At 71.6% G+C, this 19,723-nt stretch carries 19 protein-coding genes and 1 pseudogene; 8 read left to right on the plus strand and 12 right to left on the minus strand.

Annotation, left to right across the window (positions count from 1 at the left end; genetic code table 11):
- Positions 1 to 4: 4 nt before the first annotated feature.
- From OG439_RS19895 to OG439_RS50400, 9 genes are all read right to left on the minus strand, one after another.
- Complete coding sequence (locus OG439_RS19895) at positions 5 to 271, minus strand: acyl carrier protein (protein WP_247051087.1); 267 nt, start codon at positions 269 to 271, stop codon at positions 5 to 7.
- Entirely contained in the window at positions 264 to 1,829 is a 1,566-nt protein-coding gene (fabD, locus tag OG439_RS19900; protein WP_326950859.1) for an ACP S-malonyltransferase, read from the minus strand. The genes OG439_RS19895 and fabD overlap by 8 nt, the downstream gene beginning before the upstream one ends.
- Positions 1,830 to 1,846: 17 nt before the next feature.
- Positions 1,847 to 2,506: a nitroreductase family protein gene (locus tag OG439_RS19905; protein WP_326950860.1), complete on the minus strand. Its 660-nt coding sequence runs from the start codon at positions 2,504 to 2,506 to the stop codon at positions 1,847 to 1,849.
- Positions 2,503 to 3,279, minus strand: coding sequence for an AfsR/SARP family transcriptional regulator (locus OG439_RS19910; RefSeq protein ID WP_326950861.1), 777 nt, complete (start codon positions 3,277 to 3,279; stop codon positions 2,503 to 2,505). The genes OG439_RS19905 and OG439_RS19910 overlap by 4 nt, the downstream gene beginning before the upstream one ends.
- Positions 3,280 to 3,307: 28 nt before the next feature.
- Positions 3,308 to 3,514, minus strand: coding sequence for an acyl-CoA carboxylase epsilon subunit (locus tag OG439_RS19915; protein WP_326950862.1), 207 nt, complete (start codon positions 3,512 to 3,514; stop codon positions 3,308 to 3,310).
- On the minus strand, positions 3,511 to 5,103 hold the full coding sequence (locus OG439_RS19920; protein ID WP_326950864.1) for an acyl-CoA carboxylase subunit beta: 1,593 nt from the start codon (positions 5,101 to 5,103) through the stop codon (positions 3,511 to 3,513). Before OG439_RS19920 ends, OG439_RS19915 begins: the two co-directional genes overlap by 4 nt.
- Positions 5,104 to 5,592: 489 nt before the next feature.
- Complete coding sequence (locus OG439_RS19925) at positions 5,593 to 6,693, minus strand: hypothetical protein (RefSeq protein WP_326950865.1); 1,101 nt, start codon at positions 6,691 to 6,693, stop codon at positions 5,593 to 5,595.
- Positions 6,694 to 6,890: 197 nt separating this feature from the next.
- A complete protein-coding gene (locus tag OG439_RS19930) occupies positions 6,891 to 9,932 on the minus strand; it encodes an AfsR/SARP family transcriptional regulator (RefSeq protein ID WP_326950866.1) in 3,042 nt (1,013 codons plus the stop codon).
- 654 nt (positions 9,933 to 10,586) lie between these two features.
- Positions 10,587 to 10,733, minus strand: a complete 147-nt coding sequence (locus OG439_RS50400; protein WP_442792341.1) for a hypothetical protein — start codon at positions 10,731 to 10,733, stop codon at positions 10,587 to 10,589.
- A gap of 325 nt (positions 10,734 to 11,058) precedes the next feature.
- On the opposite strand from OG439_RS50400, the gene OG439_RS19935 reads away from it, so the two are divergent.
- From OG439_RS19935 to OG439_RS19960, 6 genes are read left to right on the plus strand one after another with little or no spacing between them, the layout of a single operon-like run.
- Positions 11,059 to 11,748 (plus strand): response regulator transcription factor, encoded by a 690-nt coding sequence (locus tag OG439_RS19935; protein ID WP_326950867.1) that lies wholly within the window; start codon positions 11,059 to 11,061, stop codon positions 11,746 to 11,748.
- On the plus strand, positions 11,745 to 13,124 hold the full coding sequence (locus tag OG439_RS19940) for a HAMP domain-containing sensor histidine kinase (RefSeq protein ID WP_326950868.1): 1,380 nt from the start codon (positions 11,745 to 11,747) through the stop codon (positions 13,122 to 13,124). The genes OG439_RS19935 and OG439_RS19940 overlap by 4 nt, the downstream gene beginning before the upstream one ends.
- Before the next feature lie 51 nt (positions 13,125 to 13,175).
- Positions 13,176 to 14,564: a ferredoxin reductase family protein gene (locus tag OG439_RS19945; protein WP_326950869.1), complete on the plus strand. Its 1,389-nt coding sequence runs from the start codon at positions 13,176 to 13,178 to the stop codon at positions 14,562 to 14,564.
- Between the two features lie 13 nt (positions 14,565 to 14,577).
- Positions 14,578 to 15,012 carry an FMN-binding protein gene (locus tag OG439_RS19950; protein WP_326950870.1) on the plus strand — a complete coding sequence of 145 codons (435 nt, stop codon included), beginning with the start codon at positions 14,578 to 14,580 and terminating at the stop codon, positions 15,010 to 15,012.
- 41 nt (positions 15,013 to 15,053) lie between these two features.
- Positions 15,054 to 15,752: an FAD:protein FMN transferase gene (locus OG439_RS19955; protein WP_326950871.1), complete on the plus strand. Its 699-nt coding sequence runs from the start codon at positions 15,054 to 15,056 to the stop codon at positions 15,750 to 15,752.
- 47 nt (positions 15,753 to 15,799) lie between these two features.
- A complete protein-coding gene (locus OG439_RS19960; RefSeq protein WP_326950872.1) occupies positions 15,800 to 16,366 on the plus strand; it encodes a hypothetical protein in 567 nt (188 codons plus the stop codon).
- 362 nt (positions 16,367 to 16,728) lie between these two features.
- Here OG439_RS19960 and OG439_RS19965 read toward each other — a convergent pair whose 3' ends face one another.
- Together OG439_RS19965 and OG439_RS19970 are read right to left on the minus strand one after the other, a co-directional pair.
- Positions 16,729 to 17,109, minus strand: coding sequence for an abortive infection family protein (locus tag OG439_RS19965; RefSeq protein ID WP_326951576.1), 381 nt, complete (start codon positions 17,107 to 17,109; stop codon positions 16,729 to 16,731).
- Between the two features lie 11 nt (positions 17,110 to 17,120).
- Positions 17,121 to 17,427, minus strand: a pseudogene (locus tag OG439_RS19970) (transposase); the annotation flags it as partial.
- Between the two features lie 132 nt (positions 17,428 to 17,559).
- On the opposite strand from OG439_RS19970, the gene OG439_RS19975 reads away from it, so the two are divergent.
- Positions 17,560 to 18,501, plus strand: coding sequence for an NAD-dependent epimerase/dehydratase family protein (locus tag OG439_RS19975; protein ID WP_326950873.1), 942 nt, complete (start codon positions 17,560 to 17,562; stop codon positions 18,499 to 18,501).
- Between the two features lie 431 nt (positions 18,502 to 18,932).
- Here OG439_RS19975 and OG439_RS19980 read toward each other — a convergent pair whose 3' ends face one another.
- Positions 18,933 to 19,100, minus strand: a complete 168-nt coding sequence (locus tag OG439_RS19980) for a hypothetical protein (protein WP_326950874.1) — start codon at positions 19,098 to 19,100, stop codon at positions 18,933 to 18,935.
- A 264-nt stretch (positions 19,101 to 19,364) separates the two neighbouring features.
- Between OG439_RS19980 and OG439_RS19985 the strand changes: the two genes are divergently transcribed.
- A complete protein-coding gene (locus OG439_RS19985) occupies positions 19,365 to 19,721 on the plus strand; it encodes a hypothetical protein (RefSeq protein ID WP_326950875.1) in 357 nt (118 codons plus the stop codon).
- The last annotated feature ends 2 nt before the right edge of the window (positions 19,722 to 19,723 follow it).

A 19,723-nucleotide genomic window follows, 5' to 3' on the forward strand; every position in this document is an offset into this window, starting at 1 on the left:
CCGGTTACCGGCCGTCCGCGCTCGGGACGGCGCTCGCCTCGACGAACTCGACGATCGCGCGCAGCGACACGAGCACCGAGTCGAGCATGTCCTCGCCCAGTTCGACGCCGTAGCGCTCGTGGACGTGGTTCATCAGCGAGATGTAGCCGAACGAGTCGAGCACCCCGGCCTTGAAGAGATCGGTGTCCCCGGTGATCTCGTCGCCGAACCGGAACAGCGCCTCGTCCTCCAGGTAGCTCTGCAGCTCGGCGGTCAACGTCGCGTCAGGCATGGGGTGCTCCCTCGATCAGTCCGGCCAGTCCGGCCCAGTGCTCGCGGATGAAGAAGTGGTCGCCGGGCAGCCGGTGGCGCTCCAGCGGCTCGGTGGTTTCGCGCTGCCACGCGCTGATCTCGGCGTCGCTGAACGGCTCGCGGTCGCCGGTGACCACGGTGATCGGCACGTCCAGCGGCGGCTCGTCGTCGTGGACGTACCGGCCGAGGACGGTGAAGTCCGCGCGCAGCACGCGCTCGTAGTGCGCCATCAGGTCCTCGAACTGCCGCAGCTGCGCCGGGACGCCGCCCAGCTGGTCGAGGTGCGCCCAGAACGCGTCGCCGGTGAGGCGCCAGGTGTCCCGCTCGCGGCTCGGCACGGCCGGCCCGCATTCGCCGGAGACGACGAGGCGCACCGGCGCGGGCAGGCCTTCGGCCCGCAGCCGGCGGCAGAGCCGGAACGCCAGCCGCGCGCCGAGGCTGTGGCCGTAGATCGCGTACGGCTCGCCGACGTGGTCCCGCAGCTGGTCCATCAGGTCGGCGACGACGGCGCCGGCGTCGGCCAGCAGAGGCTGCGCCACCCGCCGGCCGCGGCCCGGCCGTTCGAGCGCCACGACGTCCAGGTCGCGGGTGTGCTCGGCCAGGGCGCGGTAGGCGTTTTCGTCGCCCCCGGCGTAGGCCACGGTGAACACGCGGCGCGGTTTCTCCGGCGCTGCCACGGGTGTGTCGATCTGCCGGACCATCCGGGTCAGCACTCCTTCCCCGCCGATTTCGCGGAAGTTCTCCGCCGGGCGCCGGCGCAGCACCGCGCGGACGCTGTCGGCCCAGCGCACGGTCCCGGCGATCTGGTCGCCGAGCGTCCGGGCGATGTCGCCGTCGCGGTACGGGCGCGCGGTCACGTTGGCGATCACGGTCCCGGTCAGCGGCGCGAACCGGAACCCGCGCAGGAAGGCGGCGAACTCGTCCCGCGCGGCGCGCATGTACCGCGAGTGGAAGGCGGCCGAGACGCGCAGCGCGGCGACCCTGATGCCCCTCCCCGAAAGCGTTTCGCGCGCCCGGTCGATGTCCGCCGCCGGTCCGGACAGAACGTTCTGCGCCGGGGTGTTGCGATTCGCCACGTCCAAAGTGGACAGTTTTTGCTCGGCGAGGAGCGCGGCGAGTTCCGCTTCGGACGGCCCGACGACGGCCAGCATCGCGCCGTCGCGTTCGGTGGCCATCAGCGCCGCCCGCTGGGCGACGAGCTTCAGGCCCGTCTCGAAGTCGAACGCGCCCGCGGCGAGCAGCGCGTTGTACTCGCCGAGGCTGTGCCCGAGCAGGACGTCGGCCGCCGGTTCGCCGCGGTCGAGACCGTCCCAATAGGACAGAGCGTTGACGACGTAGAGCGCGGGCTGGGTGTAGCGGGTGTCGTCGAGGCGGCCGTCGGGGTCTTCGAGGCACAGCCGGGTGATGTCGTAACCGAGGACGTCGCCGGCGAGGGCGACGTGCTCGGGGTAGCGGTCGAACAGGCCCGCTCCCATCCCCTTGGCCTGGGTTCCCTGGCCGGGGAAGAGCGCGACGCTCGTGCGGTGGGCGACCGGCATGACTCCTCCGGATCTCTTCAGGACAGCGGGTTTCCCCAGGTGTCGAGGAACGCGACCGACTCCAAGGGCTGACGGGCCGGGCGCCGGAAGTCCGTCGTGGTCGTGTACGCGACGGGCAGCAGGCCGACCTGGGCGACGTCCGCCGGCAGGCCGAGGATCTCCGCGGCTTCGGCTTCGCGCCGCAGGTGCAACGTCGTCAGCACGGTGCCGAGGCCGCGTGATCGCAGCGCGAGCTGGAAGCTCCACACCGCGGGGTAGATGCCGCCGTAGAACGACGTCGCCTCGACGTGCCCCGACGGCCGCGGCCCCTGCACGCACGGCACGACGAACACCGGGACGCGGTCGATCACGTCGATCAGGTGCTGCACCGAGCCGACCATCCGGCGCACGGCCGGCACCGCGGCCGCCGCGCCGAGCTGGGCGCGGACCCCGGCCAGGTACTCGCGGCCGACGTCGCGGAACAGCCCGCCCAGCCGCGCGCGCCGGCCGGCGTCCCGGACGACCAGCCAGCGCCAGGACTGCTGGTTGCCCGGCGACGGCGCGTAGGTGCTCAGCCGCAGGCAGGTCGCCAGCACGTGCGGCTCGACCGGGCGGTCGAGGTCGAGCTTGCGGCGGACCGCGCGGGTGGTGCTCAGGACGTGGTCGACGCTCGCGGTGTCGACGGTCGCGGTGGTCATCGGCCCTCCAGCGCGGGGGTGCGGGTCTGGCCGGTCAGCACGATCTGGTGCAGCCGGCGCAGCTCGTCCGACGGGTCGAGGCCGAGCTCCTCGTTCAGCACGCGGCAGGTGTGCCGGTACGCGCTGAGCGCGTCGGCGCGGCGGCCGGCCCGGTTGAGCGCGGAGACGAGCTGGTGGTGGAAGCGCTCGCGCAGCGGGTAGCGGCGGATCAGGGCCTGCAGCTCCGGGATCACCTCGGGCAGGTGCTCCTGCTCGAGGTCGGCCTGGACGCGCAGCTCCAGCGCGGCTTCGCGCAGGCCCTCCAGCCGGACGGCCTCGGCGTCCAGCGACGGACCCTGCCGCACGTCGGCGAGCGCGGCGCCGTGCCACATGGCGAGGGCCTCCTCCATCTTGCGGGAGGCTTCGGCGGCGTGGCCGGCGTCCAGCACCACGCGGCCCTCCCGCACGACCTGCTCGAAACGGCGGGCGTCGATGGCGTCCGGGTCGACCGACAGCAGGTAGCCGTTGGTGACCGTGGCGAGGACCTTGGTGCCGCAGCCGACGTGCTCGGCCAGCTGCTTGCGCAGGTGGTAGACGTAGGTCTGGATGGTCCCCACGGCCGACTTCGGCGGCCGCTGCGGCCAGAGCTCGTGGATGATGCGGTCGATGCCGACGGCGCTCGGGCTCTCGAGCGCCAGCAGGGCGAGGACCTGCCTGATCTTGGTGGACGTCGTGCGGACCTCCCCGCGCGGGCTTTCCACGCGCAGGGGTCCGAGCAAGCTGAGTTCCAGCATGGGAATCTCCTCGGTCTCCTCGGCCGGGCTACCGGCGCTGAACGGGGCGGCGGGGTGCTCGTCCCGAGCTCCACATGCCCGGCGGCCGGTAGACGCGGTCGTCGGGTCCCCAGGCCGCGGCGGCCCGTGCCGGGAACGGGGGCGGTTCCCGGCGCAGCGACGTGATCACCGCGAGCAGCGCCGCCAGCTCCGCGTCGTCGGGCGCGCCCCGCGTGATCACCACCGGCGGGGTCACGTCGGCGGGTTCCCGTGCTTGCGCTGCGGCAGCTGCGCGTGTTTCGAGCGCAGCGTCCCCAGCGCGTCGATCAGGATCCGCCGGGTGTCGGCCGGGTCGATCACGTCGTCGACGAGCCCGCGCTCGGCCGCGTAGTAGCCGTGCATCAGGTTCGTCCGGTACTCCTCGATCAGCTTCGCCCGCACCGCGTCCGGGTCCAGCGCCGCGTTGATCTCCTTGCGGAACACCACGTTCGCCGCGCCCTCGGCGCCCATCACCGCGATTTCGTTGGTGGGCCAGGCGAAGGACAGGTCACAGCCGATCGAGCGGGAGTCCATCACGATGTAGGCCCCGCCGTACGCCTTGCGCAGGACGACCTGGACGCGGGGCACCGAGGCGTTGCAGTAGGCGTAGAGCAGCTTCGCGCCGTGCCGGATGATGCCGCCGTGCTCCTGGTCACTGCCGGGCAGGAACCCCGGGACGTCGACCAGGGTGACGAGCGGGATGCTGAAGGCGTCGCACATCTGCACGAACCGCGCGGCCTTCTCCGACGCCGGGATGTCCAGCACGCCGGCCAGCACGGCGGGCTGGTTGGCGACGACGCCGACCACGTGCCCGTCCAGCCGGGCCAGCCCGCAGATGACGTTGCGCGCCCAGGACGCGTGCACCTCGAACAGCTCGCCGTCGTCCACGACCTCTTCGACGACCGCGCGCATGTCGTAGGCCTGCGCGACGTCGGCGGGCACGAGGTCCAGCAGCCGCTCACAGCGCCGGTCCGGCGCGTCGGACGGCTCGACCGACGGAGCCAGCTCGCGGTTGTTGGCCGGCAGCAGCGAGATCAGGTACCGGACGTCTTCGAGGCACTCTTCCTCGGTGTCGTGGACGAACCCGCTCGCGCCGGACACGGTCGCGTGCACCGCGGCCCCGCCGAGCTGCTCGTGGGTGATCTCCTCGCCGGTCACCGAGCGGACGACGTCCGGGCCGGTGATGTACATCTGCGCGATGCCGCGCACCATGAACACGAAGTCCGTCAACGCCGGCGAGTAGGTCGCGCCGCCGGCGCACGGGCCGAGCATCACGCTGATCTGCGGGATCACCCCGGAGAACCGGACGTTGCGCTCGAAGATCCCGCCGTACCCGGCCAGCGCCGTGACGCCTTCCTGGATGCGGGCGCCGGCGCCGTCGGACAACGAGACCAGCGGGGCGCCCGCCGCACCGGCCATGTCCATCAGCTTCTGGATCTTCGCCGCGTGCGCCTCCCCCAGCGAGCCGCCGAAGATCCGGAAGTCGTGGGCGTAGGCGAAGACCGTGCGGCCGAAGACCGTCCCCCAGCCGGTGACGACGCCGTCGGTCGCGGGACGGCGGTGCTCGAGCCCGAACCCGGACGAGCGGTGGTGCCGGAAGCGCTCGATCTCGTGGAACGAACCGGCGTCGAACAGCAGCGCCAGCCGGTCCCGCACGGTCAGCTTGCCCTTGGCGCGCTGGATGCGGGTCGCGTCCGGGGACGGGCCGTCCTCGGCGCGCCGCCGAGCGGTGTTCAGGTCGCCGACGAGGGCGCGCAGGTCGCGAACGGCGGCCGGGGGTGTCGTGGGTTCGTCGATCGTCGTCATCGGCGGGCCCCCGGGAAAACGCTTTCCCGACCCCTCGGGACTGCACCCGTTCGCGAGCACCGAATCGCGGTCACTTGGTCGTCCACCGTCGTTCTCCTCGGCCGGAAGAAACACCCGCACCGGACACAGCTCACCTGCACCGGTAATTAGGAAATTGGGAAATTCGGAATTGTTTCGCGCTCGACCGGTTCTCCGCCGTGCGCGCGGCCACCGGGATTTAGTGGTTCGGGCCCTCGCCGGAACCGCTACCGGCTGGCGCGTGGGCCCCGGAGTGCACACCAGGGTGTGCACCGGCCGCGACGGACGCACCTCCCGGAACCGCCTGGCTCACGCCGAAACCCGCCGCGACGACGGCGAGCACCGCGAAAGCCGTCCGCGCCCCCCGCGCCTTGATGTCCCCCGACGTCGCGTCATCCGATCCGTTCCGCATGGTCACCACTCCCTCTTGTCATCCACAAGCCGTTCACGAGCCATCGACAAGAATGACGATCACAGCTCCGGTTCCCGATTCCGTCCGTCCTCGATACCGCTCACCTCCCCCGCCCCGGTATTCCGGACATAGCAGGCGGGAACCGTGGTATCGCCGCAGGTCAGTGTCCGGCGGCGGGCAGCGTCGAGACGCTCTTCGACGATCTCGGGCGTCGCCCCCTCGGCGAGCACGCGCACTCCGGTGCTCGGCGGGCGGGGGAACTCCGCGCCCGCGAACCACCTCGGCGCCGGTGGGCGGACCGGCACCCCGGCCAGCGCGCGGCACAGCTCGGTCTGCACGTCGAACCCGGTCGTCACCTCGATCAGCCGGGCGATCCCGCGGGACCCGAAGCCCGGGCGCGCGCGCACGATCCGCGGGCCGCGCCCGGACAGCACGACCGATGTCTCGGCGGGCCCGAACTCGTAGCCCACCAGGTCCAGCATCGCCGTGACGGTGGCCCGGACCTCCCTCGCCTCGGCTTCGCCGACCGTCGCCGGGAAGAGGTACCGCACGCCGTGCGCCACGGCCCGCTGAGCGGTGACGCCCACGACGCGGTGCATCCCGTCGTGCGTCAACGTCGTCACCACGACCTCGGGGCCGGGCACGAACTCCCCCGCGGCGAACGGCCCGGGGCGGTGCTCGTGGCGACGCGCCCACTCGGCCAGCGCCGCCCCGGACCGCACGACGGTCTCGTCGTCGCCCGAGCGGAGCACCGCGGGCAGGCCGATCTCCGCGACCACCCCGGGCACGGCGCCCGCGGTGGCGACCACCCGGGTCCGCACCATCGGGTGCCGGCTGGGCGCGAGCACCTCTTCCAGCCGCCGGTCGTCGGCCAAGACGTGCGGGGCCTCGGCGAACTCGGGGCACACGCGGGTGGCCGGGAACCCCTCGCCGTCCAGCACGTGGGTGATGCCGCACCGCAGGACGACCTGGGCGACGGCGCCGGCCACGGCGGTCTCGTCCCGCGCGTCCACCAGCGTCAGCCGGTCGGCGGCGAAGGGAGCGAACAGGGCGCGCTGACCGGCGTCGACGACGAGCCGGAGGTCGAGACCGCTGCGCACGGCCTTCCGTGCGAACGCGAGCGACGGGAAGCACAGCAGCAACCGCGCGGCCGGGCTCATGGGCCCACGTCCTCGTCAGGGCCCGCAGCACCGGCCCGGCCGTCCACCCACCGCCGTCTCATCGCGACTCCCCGCACTTCGGTGACCTGCGGTCCGCCGACGTCGTCCCGCGGCCACGACACCTCGTGACATGGATGTAGCTCCTGCCACACTGCCCGCGCCGGTTACCGATTCGTTCCCGCCGGCGCGCGCCGGCCTCAGGAGCGGGCTCTGGGCGGGACCCCGGCGGTCCGGAAGATCTCGGCGGCCCGCTCGAGGCAGTCCCGGGCCTGGTCCGCGGCGCCTCGCGCGGCGTGGACGTCGGACAGGCCGACCAGCGCGCGGGCCTCTTCGATCCGGTAGCCGATGCCGGCGGCCAGCGCGTGGGCACGCTCGTGCAGCACGAGCGCCTCGGCGTAGTCGCCTTCGAGCCGGCGCAGGCGGCCGATCAGGTTGTCGATGACGACCCGCCGGATCGGCGTCCAGTGCGCTTTGTGGTGCGCCAGCCCGAGGCCGACGAACCGCCGGGCCTCCTCGATCCGGCCGAGCCGGTGCCCGGTCAGCGCCGACAGCGCGTACACCAGCGCGACGTCGCCGGGCGCGCCGAAGTCCTCCCCCAGCTCGCGAGCGACCCGCAGCTGCTCGTCGGCCTCCTCGACCGCGCCCGTCCCGAGGTGGGCCAGTGACAGGTCGATGAGCGCGACGAGCTCGTTCTCCCGGGCGCCGAGCTCCCGGTTCAGCGCCAGGGCCCGCTTCGCCGTGTCGACCGCTTCGGCGTAACGGCCCCATTGTTCGTAGAGGGAACTGAGGTTGACCAGCGACTCCGCCTCGGCCCGGCCGGCGCCGAGCTCCCGCTTGATCCGGATGGACTCCTGCAATAGCGGGAGCGCCTCGTCGTACCGGCCGCAGGTGCACAGCAGCAGGCCGAGCATGCCGGTGTCCTTCGCGACGCCACGCCGGTCGCCCAGGTCCGACGCGATGGCCAGCGCCTCCGACGCCGCGTCGATCCCTTCGGCGAACTTGCCGAGCTTCCAGTTCGCCACCGCGGAGTTCGACAGGCTCAGGCGCAGCAGTTCGGCGTCGCCGAGCCGGCGCGACGAGACCACCGACACCTGCGCCATCTCGACGAACTCCGCGAACAGCCCGTCCGCGTCCAGCTGGAAGACGACGTTGCGGGCGAGCCGGGCGACGTGCCGGTCGAACCCGTGGGCGTGCGCGAGCGCGACGGCCTCCTGCAGGGTCGACTGCTCCCGGTCGAGCCACTTGCGCGCCGCCTCGCGGGTCGGCAGGTGGGGCAGCGCGGGATCGCTTTCCCCTGGCCCGGCCGGCAACCGCGCGCGGCCGGGGAACAGCAGGTCGCAGACGTGATCGGTGACGTCGACGAAGTAGTCGAGCAGCCGCTCGTAGCCGGCCGCGACTTGACCGGCGTCGTCTCCCGCGCACTCGGTCTGGTTGAGCTGGTTGACGAAGCTGCGCACCAGGTCGTGGAACGTGTAGTAGCCGATCTCGTGCTGCTGCAGCATGTGCGCGTCCAGCAGCACCTCCAGCACGGCCTCCGCCGTGTGCGGGGACAGGCCCAGCAGCGCCGCCGAGGAAAAGACATCGATGTCACGCCCAGGGTGCACCCCCAGCATGCGGAACGCGGTGCGGTGGCGCGGCCCGAGCCCTTCGTAGGAGATCCGCAGTGTCAGGTCGACCCCGCGTTCACCGGACTTGAGCTCGTCCAGGCGGCGCGACTCGTCGCTCATCCGGTCCACGAGGTAGCCGATCGGCCACCGCGGGCGGTTGCCGAGGCGGCTCAGCGCGATCCGCATCGCCAGCGGCAGGTGCCCGCACAGGGCGACGAGCTCGGCCGCCGCTTCGGCCTCGGCCTCCACACGCCGGGTGCCCAGCACCCGGGCGGCCATCGCGACGCCGTCCTCGGTGGTCATCGTCCCGAGCGAGAGCCAGTGCGCGCCGTCCAGGTCGATCAGCCGCGTCCGGCTCGTGACGAGCACCAGCGAGTCGGGGCCGAGCGGCAGCAGCGGCCAGACCTGGGCGACGTCGAAAGCGTTGTCCAGCAGGACGATCAGCCGGCTCTCGGCGGTCATCGTGCGCCAGAGCATGGCCCGGGCGTCGGCGTCCTCGGGCAGCTGGTCGGCCTCCACGCCGAGCATGCCCAGCAGCGCCTCCGCGGCGGCGCGGGGCGACAGCGGCTGCCCGCCGGAGGTGTACCCGCGGAGGTTGACGTACAGCTGCCCGTCCGGATAACGCTCGGCGAGCAGGTGCGCGGCGCGCACGGCCAGTGACGTCTTCCCGACGCCGCCCATCCCGTCGATCGCGAGGATCCGAGGCCCGCGGTCGGCGGGCGCGTCGAGCCGGCTCAGCAGGCCGTCCAGCTCGGGCTTGCGGCCGGTGAAGTCCGCGAGGTCGTACGGCAGTGTCCGGGCGACGGTGGCGGCCGGCGGCTCCGCGGCCCGCGCGGGCTCGGGCGCTTCCCGGGGTGGTACGAGGGCGGGATCGTTGCGCAGCAGGCGTTCGTACAGGTCCGACAGGTCGCTGCCCGGGTAGATCCCCAGCTCCTCCGACAGCAGCGCGCCGACCTTCCGGTACTCCTCCAGCGCGTCCGCCTGCCGGCCCGAGCGGTACAGAGCGAGCATCAGCTGAGCCCGCAGCTTCTCCCGCAGCGGGTGGGCCGCGACGTGCTCCCGCAGCTCGCTGACCAGCTCCCGGGACTCACCGCGCGAGAGGCGCAGGTCGGTCAGCTGCTCGACGGCGTCCAGGTACCGTTCCTGCAGCGCGACGTCCGCGGCCTTGATCGCGGGCCCGCCGCTGCCGGCGAGCACGGACCCGCGCCGCAGCGCGAGCGCGCCCTGCAGGTGCGTGGCGGCTTCGTCCCAATTGCGGTCCGACGACGCCCGCCGGGCCTTCTCCAGCAGGTTCAGGAAGACGTTCAGGTCGACCTGCTCCGCGGGCAGGACGGCGCGGTAGCCCGGGCCCTCGGTCACGATGACCTCGCCGCCGGCCGGGATGACCTGGCGCAGCCGGGCGACGGCCTTGCGCACCTGGTGCGTCGCGGTGGCGGGCGGGTCGTCGTCCCAGACGGAGTCGACCAGCTGGGAGATGCTGAGGACCTGCCCGGACTCGAGCAGCAGGGCGACCATCACGCGCTCCTGGACGGCCCCGCCGAGGTGGATCCGGCGCGTGCCGGACCAGCACTCCAGCGAGCCCAGGACGTTGATGCGCAGATCCGGCTCCTGGCGCGAAGGCGAGCCGCCCATCAGAAGTCGACACCTGTCGCCACGCAGCCACCTTCTCCCATCCGGTCACCCGAGCGACCGCGGACGGGCATGTGGTGCGCCCGCTCGCGAATCCCATCGCCGCGACACCGGCTCCGGTGTGAGGAAGAGGTCGCTCCCCTCAGCCCGCACTCCTCGTACCCGGCCGAACGTACCCGGATTCTCGCACGCCGGTTCTGCGCAAAACCCGAGACTTCGACTCCCCTGTGGATCATCTTCTCACAGGGAATCGCGAAAAGAGGGCAGTGAAGACGAGACTGACGGGCAACCCGCGCGAGCACGCCCGCCGGTCGGCCGCACGGTCAGAACGCCGTTCGCAGGCATCGCTTCCCCAGCCTGGCAGCGCCTTCACGCCCACCACACGGGCGGTGGGTTTCGCAACCGTCACGAGTGGCGCACGCTGCTGATCCAAAGGACGTCGCCAGTGCACGAAAACTTGAGTTCGTCCGGCTATGCCGCGAGGTGCCGGACGACAGCCACACCTCGCTGAGCTTCACACAATCGCGAAGCATCCCTGCCCGGCGCCGAAGGACGGGTCTGTTCGGTCGCGAGTCGTACTGGCATGGATCTCGCAAGGTGCGTAGGTCACGGGTAGTACTCGTCGGGCTCGAAGCTGGGCGCCGGCCGGGTACGGGCTCAAGTCTGGATGGCAAGGGCGAGGAGGGTATCGATCGCAGTTTCGAAGGGGCGACTGTTCCCGAGTACCTGGGCGAGCAGAAATCCGCCTTCGAGCGTGGCGAGCAGAGTGATGGCGAGGTCGTCCGGGTCGATGTCGGACTGCAGCTCCCCATCGGCACGAAGGGATCCTCGCGGCGCTGATCACCATGTTCCGCCAGGCTTCGACTCCGTGCGAGCCGCTGAGCGCGCGCCTGTTGCGACTGACGATGGAGTCGGCCTGGTAGACGATGACCGCCTGGAGGAGGTCGTTCTTGTCGGGGAAGTAGTGGTACATCTGAGAGCCGCTGACTTCGAAGGTCGGATCACCATCGATGTCACGGTCAACCACAACTCGGGTATAGGCGAAACATGCCAGGAGAATTGCGGTGGGACGACATCAGCCTGGACGCCGCAACAGGACGCGATCGGCGGACGCAGGCATGATGGCGCCATGCCGCACCGTGTCCTGCTCGCCGACGACGACCGCGCCATCCGGGAGTCCCTCGTGCGCGCCCTCGACCTCGAGGGCTACCACGTCACCGAGGTCACCGACGGCGTCAGCGCGCTGGCCACCGCGCGGAAAGACGACTTCGACGTGCTGATCCTCGACGTCATGATGCCCGGCGTCGACGGCCTCGGCGTCTGCCGCGTCCTGCGCGCCGAAAGCGACCGGACACCGATCCTCATGCTCACCGCCCGCGTCGAAACCGCCGACCGGGTCGCCGGACTCGACGCCGGCGCCGACGACTACCTGCCCAAACCCTTCGAACTCGACGAACTCCTCGCCCGCCTCCGCGCGCTGCTGCGCCGCACCACCGCCGACGCCGGGACCGCACCCCTGCGGACCCTGCGCCTCGGCGAACTCGCCGTCGACCCCGCCGCCCGGCGCGTCTGGTGGCGCAGCACCGAGATCACCCTGTCCAAAACCGAGTTCGACCTCCTCGAGCTGCTGGTGCGCAACGCCGGGATCGTGCTCGACCGCACCACGATCTACCAGCGGATCTGGGGCTACGAATTCGGCTCGGAATCCAAGAACCTCGCCGTCTACATCGGCTACCTGCGCCGCAAGCTCGACCAGGCCGGCGCGACCGAACTGATCCACACCGTCCGCGGCGTCGGCTATTCGGTGCGCCCGGCATGAACCTGCGCAGCAAGCTCGCGATCGCCTTCGCCGGCGTCGGGGCCGCGGCGGCGATCCTGGTCGGCGTCTTCAGCTACCAGGCCGCGTCGCAGCGGATCAGCGCCGAACTCGACCGCTCCCTGCTGACGACGTCGGCCGAAGTCGCCGCCGGAGCGACGCAGGTGCTCGCGCCCAGCCCGGTCACCCGCGGGCCCGATGACGACGACCACGACGAAGCCCAGCCCATGGTCGCCCAGGCGATCGCCCCGGACGGCACAATCCGGCCCGTCGGCGGCCGCCCCGTCCGCCTCGCGGTTGGCGACGAAGACCGGGCCCTCGCCGCGACCGGCTCCTTCGGTGACCGCCGCTACCAGGACTTCACCGTCCCGCCGGACGACTACCGGGTCATCACCGTGGCCCTCGGCGGCGGCCGCGGGGCGCTCCAGCTCGGCATCGACGTCGACGAATCCCGCAACGTGCTCCACGGCCTGGCCGCGCGCATCACCGCCGTCAGCGCCCTCGTCCTCGCCGCGGCGGCACTGGCCGGCTGGCTGCTCGCCCGCCAGATCACCCGCCGCCTGGTCCGGCTCACCCAGGCCACCGAGCAGGTCAGCGACGGCCGCCTCGCCGACGTCGCCGTCCCGGCCGGCGGACGCGACGAGGTCGGGCGGCTCGCGACGTCGTTCGACCGGATGCTCGGCCGTCTCGCCGACGCCCGCGCCGACCAGGAACGCCTCGTCCAAGACGCCGCGCACGAGCTACGCACGCCGCTGACCAGCCTGCGCACCAACGCCAGCGTCCTGCGGCGCTTCGCCGAGCTCGCCCCCGGCGACCGGGCCCGGCTGCTCGACGACGTCGACGGCGAAGCCCGTGAACTGACCCACCTGATCGACGAGCTGGTCGAACTGGCGACCCGGCGCTACGAGACCGAGGAGCCCGCGCCGGTCGAGCTGGGCGAGGTCGTCGAGCGCGCCGCCGGGCGTGTCCGGCACCGCTCGGGCCGCGCCATCACCGTCGAGACCGACGCCACCGCGCTCACCGGCCAGGCCAAGGCGCTGGAACGCGCGGTGTCGAACTTGCTGGAGAACGCCGTGAAGTTCGCGCCCGAAGGCGCGATCGACGTCGTGGTGCGCGACGGCCGGGTGCAGGTCCTCGACCGCGGCCCGGGCATCGGTGACGAGGACGCGGCGCGGGTTTTCGACCGGTTCCACCGCGCCGACGGCGCCCGCGGCCTGCCCGGCTCCGGTCTGGGGCTGGCGATCGTCCGCGAAATCGCGCTGGCCCACGACGGCGGCGTGTTCGCCGAGCCGCGGCCCGGCGGCGGGGCCGTGGTCGGGTTCACCGTCGGCGCCGAGCTTCTCTTACCGGATTCTCACCCTCGTCACGTCGACGGTTAACCGCGCGCCGGAAAGGTGGTCCCCGAGGATCACCACATCCAGGAGCGCCCGATGACCACCCTCGCACCACCCGGCAGCACGCTCCGGCGTCCGGTCCGCGCGTGGTGGCGGGACGCCGCGGGCCTGGCCACCTGGTCGAGCGTCCTGTTCGTGGTCGCACTCTGGGTGTCCGGCCGCGGGCTGCAGGACCTCGGCTCGGACTTCTTCACCTCGGCCGGGCGCCTGACCGGGTTGGTGTCGGCGGATCTCCTGCTGCTGCAACTGCTGCTGATGGCGCGGATCCCCTGGGTGGAACGCAGCTACGGCCAGGACGAGCTGGCCCGCCGCCACCGGCTGACCGGGTTCACCTCGATCACGCTGCTGGCCGCGCACATCGTGCTGATCAGCCTCGGCTACGCCGCCACCGACCGCTCCGGCCTGCTCGGCGAGGTTTGGACGCTCGTGACCACCTACGCCGGCATGCTCCTGGCCACCGCGGGGACACTCGCGCTGGTCATGGTCGCGGTGACGTCGGTGCGCGCGGCCCGGCGGCGGCTGCGGTACGAGTCCTGGCACCTGCTGCACCTCTACGCCTACCTCGGCGCCGGCCTCGCGCTGCCGCACCAGCTGTGGACCGGCGCCGACTTCACCGCCTCCCCCGTCGCGACGGCGTTCTGGTGGACCGCCTACGCGGCCGCCGCGGGCGCGGTGCTGGTGTTCCGGCTCGGGCTGCCGGTGTGGCTCAACGCGCGCCACCACCTCGTCGTCGAGCAGGTCGTGCGGGAGGCTCCCGGCGTCGTCTCGGTGTACCTGCACGGCCGCCGGCTCGACCGGCTTCCCGTCGAAGCGGGGCAGTTCTTCGTCTGGCGGTTCCGTTCCGGCCCGGGCTGGACGCGCGGCAAGCCGTTCTCCCTCTCGGCCGTCCCGGACACCCACGGCAACCGGCTCCGGATCACGGCCAAGGACCTCGGCCCGGGCAGCCGCCGACTGGCCCGGCTGCGGCCGGGCACCCGCGCCCTGTTCGAAGGGCCTTACGGCCGGCTCACCGGGACCGTCCGAAAAGGACGCAAGGTGGCGATGTTCGCGTCCGGTATCGGGATCGCACCACTGCGCGCGCTGCTCGCGGACCTGCCTTACCTACCCGGGGAAGCCGTGCTGTTCCACCGCGCCGGGCGGCACGCCGACCTGCTGTTCCGGCGCGAACTGGACGAGCTCACCGCGCGCCGCGGGCTCCGGATCCATTACCTGCTCGGCCGCCGCTCCCGCGACCGCGCGTCGTGGCTCCCGGCGAACTACGCCCCCGTCCCCGACGAGCAGGTGCTGCGGCACCTGGTCCCCGACATCGCCGAGCACGACGTCTACGTCTGCGGCCCGGACGCCTGGACCGAAGCAGTGATCGACACGGCACGCCGCGCCGGCGTCCCCGCCGACCGCGTCCACTCCGAACGATTCGGCTGGTAGGAAAGGACTTCCGATGCGCAGGATCGCCATCACCTTCGCCGCGACCGTCTCGGTCGTGGTGCTGCTGTTCAGCTACCGCACCAGCACCGATTCGACCCCGGTCGCCGTCGGCCGCCCCCTCGGCACCCAGCCGGCCCGCACCACGAGCCCCGCCACACCAGGTTCGACCGGCGGCGGCACGTTCACCGGCGGCGCCGCGGACACCCGCTACGGGCCGGTCCAGGTGCAGATCACCGTGGCCGGCGGCAAGATCACCGACGCCCAGGCCGTCGAATACCCCCAGGAAAGCGGCCGCGACGTCCGGATCAACTCCGCCGCCGTCCCGGAACTGAACCAGGAGACACTCCAGGCCCAGAGCGCGCAGATCGACACCGTCAGCGGCGCCACCTACACCTCCGAGGGCTACCAGCAGTCCCTGCAGTCCGCGATCGACGCGGCCCACGGGTGAGCACCGCGCCCCGGCCACGCCGGTCCTGGACCCGGGCCGTCATGGGCACCCAGGTCAGCCTCCACCTGCGCGGCCACCGCGTCGACACCGACCCCGCGATCGAACCGGCCGTCGCCGCGGTATTCGGGCACCTGCGCACGGCCGACGAACTGTTCAGCACCTACCGGCCCGACAGCCAGGTCACCGCGATCCGCCGCGACGAACTGCCCCGCGACCAGTGGCACCCGTGGGTCACCGAAGTCTTTGCGCTGTGCGAAGAAGCTCGCGAACGCACCGACGGCTACTTCGACCCGTGGCGGCTGCCCGGCGGCTTCGACCCCTCCGGGCTCGTGAAAGGCTGGGCCGTCGGGAACGCCGCCGCCCACCTGGACCGGCTGCGCGGCTACGACCACTACCTCAACGCCGGCGGCGACATCACCGCCCGCGTCCACACCACCCGCGCCCCGGCCTGGCGGGTCGGCGTCGAAGATCCCGGCGACCCGGCCGCCTTCCTCGCCGTCCTCGACCTGCGCACCGGCGGCCTCGCGACGTCCGGTACGGCCGCCCGCGGCGACCACATCGTCGACCCGCACACCGGCCGTCACACCAGCAACCTGTTGTCGGTGACGGTCACCGGCCCGACCCTGCTGTGGGCTGACGTCTTCGCCACCGCGGCGTTCGCCCGCGGCGGCAACGTCGTCCGCTGGGTCACCGCGCTCGCGCCCGGCTACGAAGTCGCGGCCCTCGCCCGCGCCCCGTGAGCCCGACCCGCCCGAGCTTCCGCCACTCGCACTCCACAAAGGACACCATGACCACCGTCAACGGCCTGCCCGCCCACGTCCTGCTCGTGCACGCCATCGTCGTCCTGCTCCCGCTGGCCGCGCTGCTGCTGGTGCTCAGCGCCCTCTGGCCCGCCGCACGCGCCAAACTGGCCGGCCCGAACGCGATCCTGGCCGCCCTCGTCGTGGTTCTCGTGCCGATCACCACCGACGCCGGCGAATGGCTCGAACGTCGAGTCACCTCGACCCCGGCCGTGCGCACCCACACCGAACTCGGCGACACCGCCCTCTGGGTCGCGATCCCCGTCGCCGTCCTCGCCCTGCTGGTGTGGTGGCGACGCCGCGAAAGCCTCGCGTCGCAGGCGGCCGACACGAGTTCGACTGCGTCCGGCACCGGCTCGACCGCGGTCGCCACACGTCGCCGCACGTTCCTGGCTCCGGCGTCGACCGCGGTAACCGTGGCGCTCTCGGTCCTGGCGGTCGTGGCCGCGGGAGCGGCGTTCTACGACGTCTACCGCATCGGCGATTCCGGCGCGCAGGCCAGCTGGCAGGGCCAGTTCAGCGCCACGCCGACCCCGCGCGGCCCCGGACATTGACAGGCGCGGGCCCCGACGTCCCCCAGCTTTCGTTGACTGCAGCCGAGCGAACCCGCTTCGCCAGACCCACGAGGTCGGGGCAACTGACAGCCGGGACCACGGACGATCACACCGTCGCGGCCTGCCCGAAGCCGAGGCTCGGATCGCCGCGGGTTTTCGAGCCCGGCGGCGGCCGCCTGATCGAAGTGCGACAGGTGTGGCCGCGGGTGAGGTGGACCAGCTCGGGCGGCTGCCGACTCGCACGGTCGTGGCAGCTCCCGTAGTACGAAACCACCGAACCCGATGAGCCTGGCACCCGTCGGTCTCGCCGCCCAGGGCCGCGGCCACCGAAGCCACCGGGGACTGTCCGACCGGCGCCCATCTCACCCTGGCGATCGGCTGCGGCGGCCGGCCGGCACGCCAACCCGTAGCAGAGGTCGAGGACGCGACGGTGGGTTCGTGGTCGACAGTGAGGTCGGCCCGGTCGAAATCGACGTGTGCTCGTCCCCTGCGGTGCGAGCACCTTCGTTCTCGTCTGCGGGGGTGTCGAGCATCAGCCGGCACCAGGTGAAGGCGGCGTTCACCGCGAGGTACGCGTGCCGGGTGCTCAGCCCCGTACGGGGTCCAGCCACACCGTGCCCTGTCCCATAGCGGTTGCGCAGCTCAGCCACGCCGATCGCGACGCCCGTGACCGAGCCCAGGATCTCCTTCACCGCGTCGCTGCCGTCGGGCCCAGGTGTGCGCGCGCTCGGATGTAGCCCCAGTACTGCCGCTACACCCCCGCCGACCGCACACCTTTCTTCAAGAACCCGATGTCGTCCACGATCAGCACCCCGCCCGGCTCACCGAGATGCTCGACCACGTAGTCCCGCACATCATCGCGGACCCCGTCGATGTCCCAATCCGCCCAGCACAGCAACCGCTGCATGCCATCCGGGGACACCTCACCGGCCCGCTCGGCCAGCGTCCAGCCGTTCTTGCACTCCAGCCCCGCGCCCGGCCCTCGGTTCCGAACGCGTGAACCGACCCGCGATCCGCTCATGCACCCGGTCCAGCTGATCCATCACCACATCGACCACCACCAGGATGATCCACCACACGCCACCCGAGTGCCGTTGCAGTACTGGACCCTTCCTGCTCGACGCGCCCCAAAAAGTGTCGCTACACTGATCGTCAGCTTAACTGATAATCAGTCCTACAACGGATAGGTTCACATGATCCTCGTGACTGGCGGCTCCGGCTTCATCGGTTCGCACACCGTTCGCGCACTCCACGACCTGGGCGAGGAGAGCCTCCTCGTGCAGCGTCGCTCCGGGGACGTTCCCGCTCACCTGGGCGACTTGCCAGTACAGGCAGAACGCGGCGACGTCGCCGATCTTGCATCGCTGCGTGACATCGGTACCCGCCACAAGATCTCCGGCATCGTGCATCTGGCCGGCTACGACCGTTTCGCCTCGCCCGAAGCCGCCGTCGACGCCGCCCGAAAGGCGCTCGATGGCCTGCTCAACGTGGTTCAGGTCGCCCAGGATTGGGGCGTGAAGCGCGTGGGGCTCGCCAGCACGATCGGCGTCTACAGCGGAGTCGCCGCCGACGGGGCGCTGCGCGAAGACATGCCCATGCCGCTGTCGGCTCCGCACCCGATTCCACGCTACAAGAAGATCAATGAACTCCTGGGCGAGCAACTGTCCGAGGCGAGCGGGATCGAGATCATCAATTGCCGGATCTCAGCCACATGGGGTCCTCTCGGCCACGACGATCCCTTCTTCCCCGCACCCGCGCTCATTCATGCCGCCGCCAGGGGAACCACACCGGACCTGTCCGGAATCGTCAGGCCGGTCCATGCCGAAGACGCGTTGGATCTGTGTTACGTCAAGGACACCGGGCGTGCCATCGCTCTTCTGCAACTGGCGGAGCACCTCAACCACCGCACGTACAACGTCGCCTCCGGGCAAGCGACGACCAACGCCGAGGTCATCGCGGCGATCAAGACCGTCGTTCCCGATGCCGAGTTGGGCCTGCCCAGTGGAAGCGTTCATCCGCGGAACTATCTCGACATCAGCCGTATTCGGGCCGACACCGGCTACCAGCCCAAGTACGACACCGAACGCGCAGCTGCCGATTACATCACCTGGCTGCGTGCCGGCAACATCCGATAAGGGGTCAGTACTGCAACGGCAGTCAGATGAGGGATTGGCCCCGACGTTTGTAGTGGCCAAGCCGGGCTTGGTGTTGTCGTCGGAGCCGGAGGCGCGACCAGGCCCAGACGTGGTCGGCAGCGTCGGTGACACGCAGGACCAGTTTGGTGAGCAGGCGTCGGATCTCCGGTAGCGTGAATCCGACCATTTCCGGCTCGCCGGCGCCGGTTCCCCTTTTGTGACAAGGGACCGGGAGACGGCGAGCCAGGCGTGGACTGATCGTGAACCAGGTCGAGAAGCCCGATAGCATCTGTCGCCTTCGTCGCCCTCACCGCCCACATAGTCTCGCTGTCGCCTGCGCATTGAACTCGACGAATCCGACGTAAGCGGCTGGGCATTCAGCTGCTTCTGACATGTCGGCTTACCAGCACCCGGGCAGCGCATGGCGCGGCCTACGCGCCGACAAGAAACCGGCCGCCGTCGGCTTCGCGATCTTGCTTGCCGGATCCGCACTGAGTCGACCGCTGCAAGCGAATGTCCCTGAACCGCGCGGCCGGATCAACCGGGCGCTCGGTCCACTGGGCGACAGGGGCATCCGGGTTCTCGGCGCCGATCATCACGCGCGGCTGCCTGACGCTGACAGGGGGGCGACACCAACGCCGTCGACATTCGATCATGCCGCTGATCGAGCATTTCCGGTGGCGGACGGTCGCGTCCGGAGACCGGTCCGGGAGAGATCGGGTAGTCCTACTCATAGTGCAGCAGGCCGGGAACGGCCTACCGTGCTCGGCGTGGATGATCACCATGGCGTGCCGGCGGGGCCCCGGCCAAGCAGGCAACGGCGAGCCCGGCGGTGTGGGTCGGCCGCGGTGGTGGGCGGAGGGTTGGGGCTGGTCTGGCTGACGGTGATGAAGACGGCCTCCTTGGATGCGGCCCTGTCACGCGCCGAACTGGGGGCCTTGAGCATCGTGGTCTTGGGGTTGCCGGCCGGGGCGTTGGCGGCCTGGCCGCTGCTGTGGGCGGCAAGGATGGAACGGGCGTGGCTGGTCGCCCTGCTCGCTCCCGTTCCCGTGGTGGCGATGTGGCATCTGCTGGATCTGCTCTGGCTTGACCTCGACGTGCGCGACGGACGGCTCAACGCCGTGTCGCTGCTGGCCCTGACGGCCGGAGGGTATGCGGCCGCTGCACTGGTCACCGCACCCGGAGTCCGACTCCGGTGGCGGCGGTCTCGATTGCGGTGACG

Source organism: Amycolatopsis sp. NBC_01307, assembly GCF_035975215.1.
Taxonomy (GTDB): Bacteria; Actinomycetota; Actinomycetes; order Mycobacteriales; family Pseudonocardiaceae; genus Amycolatopsis.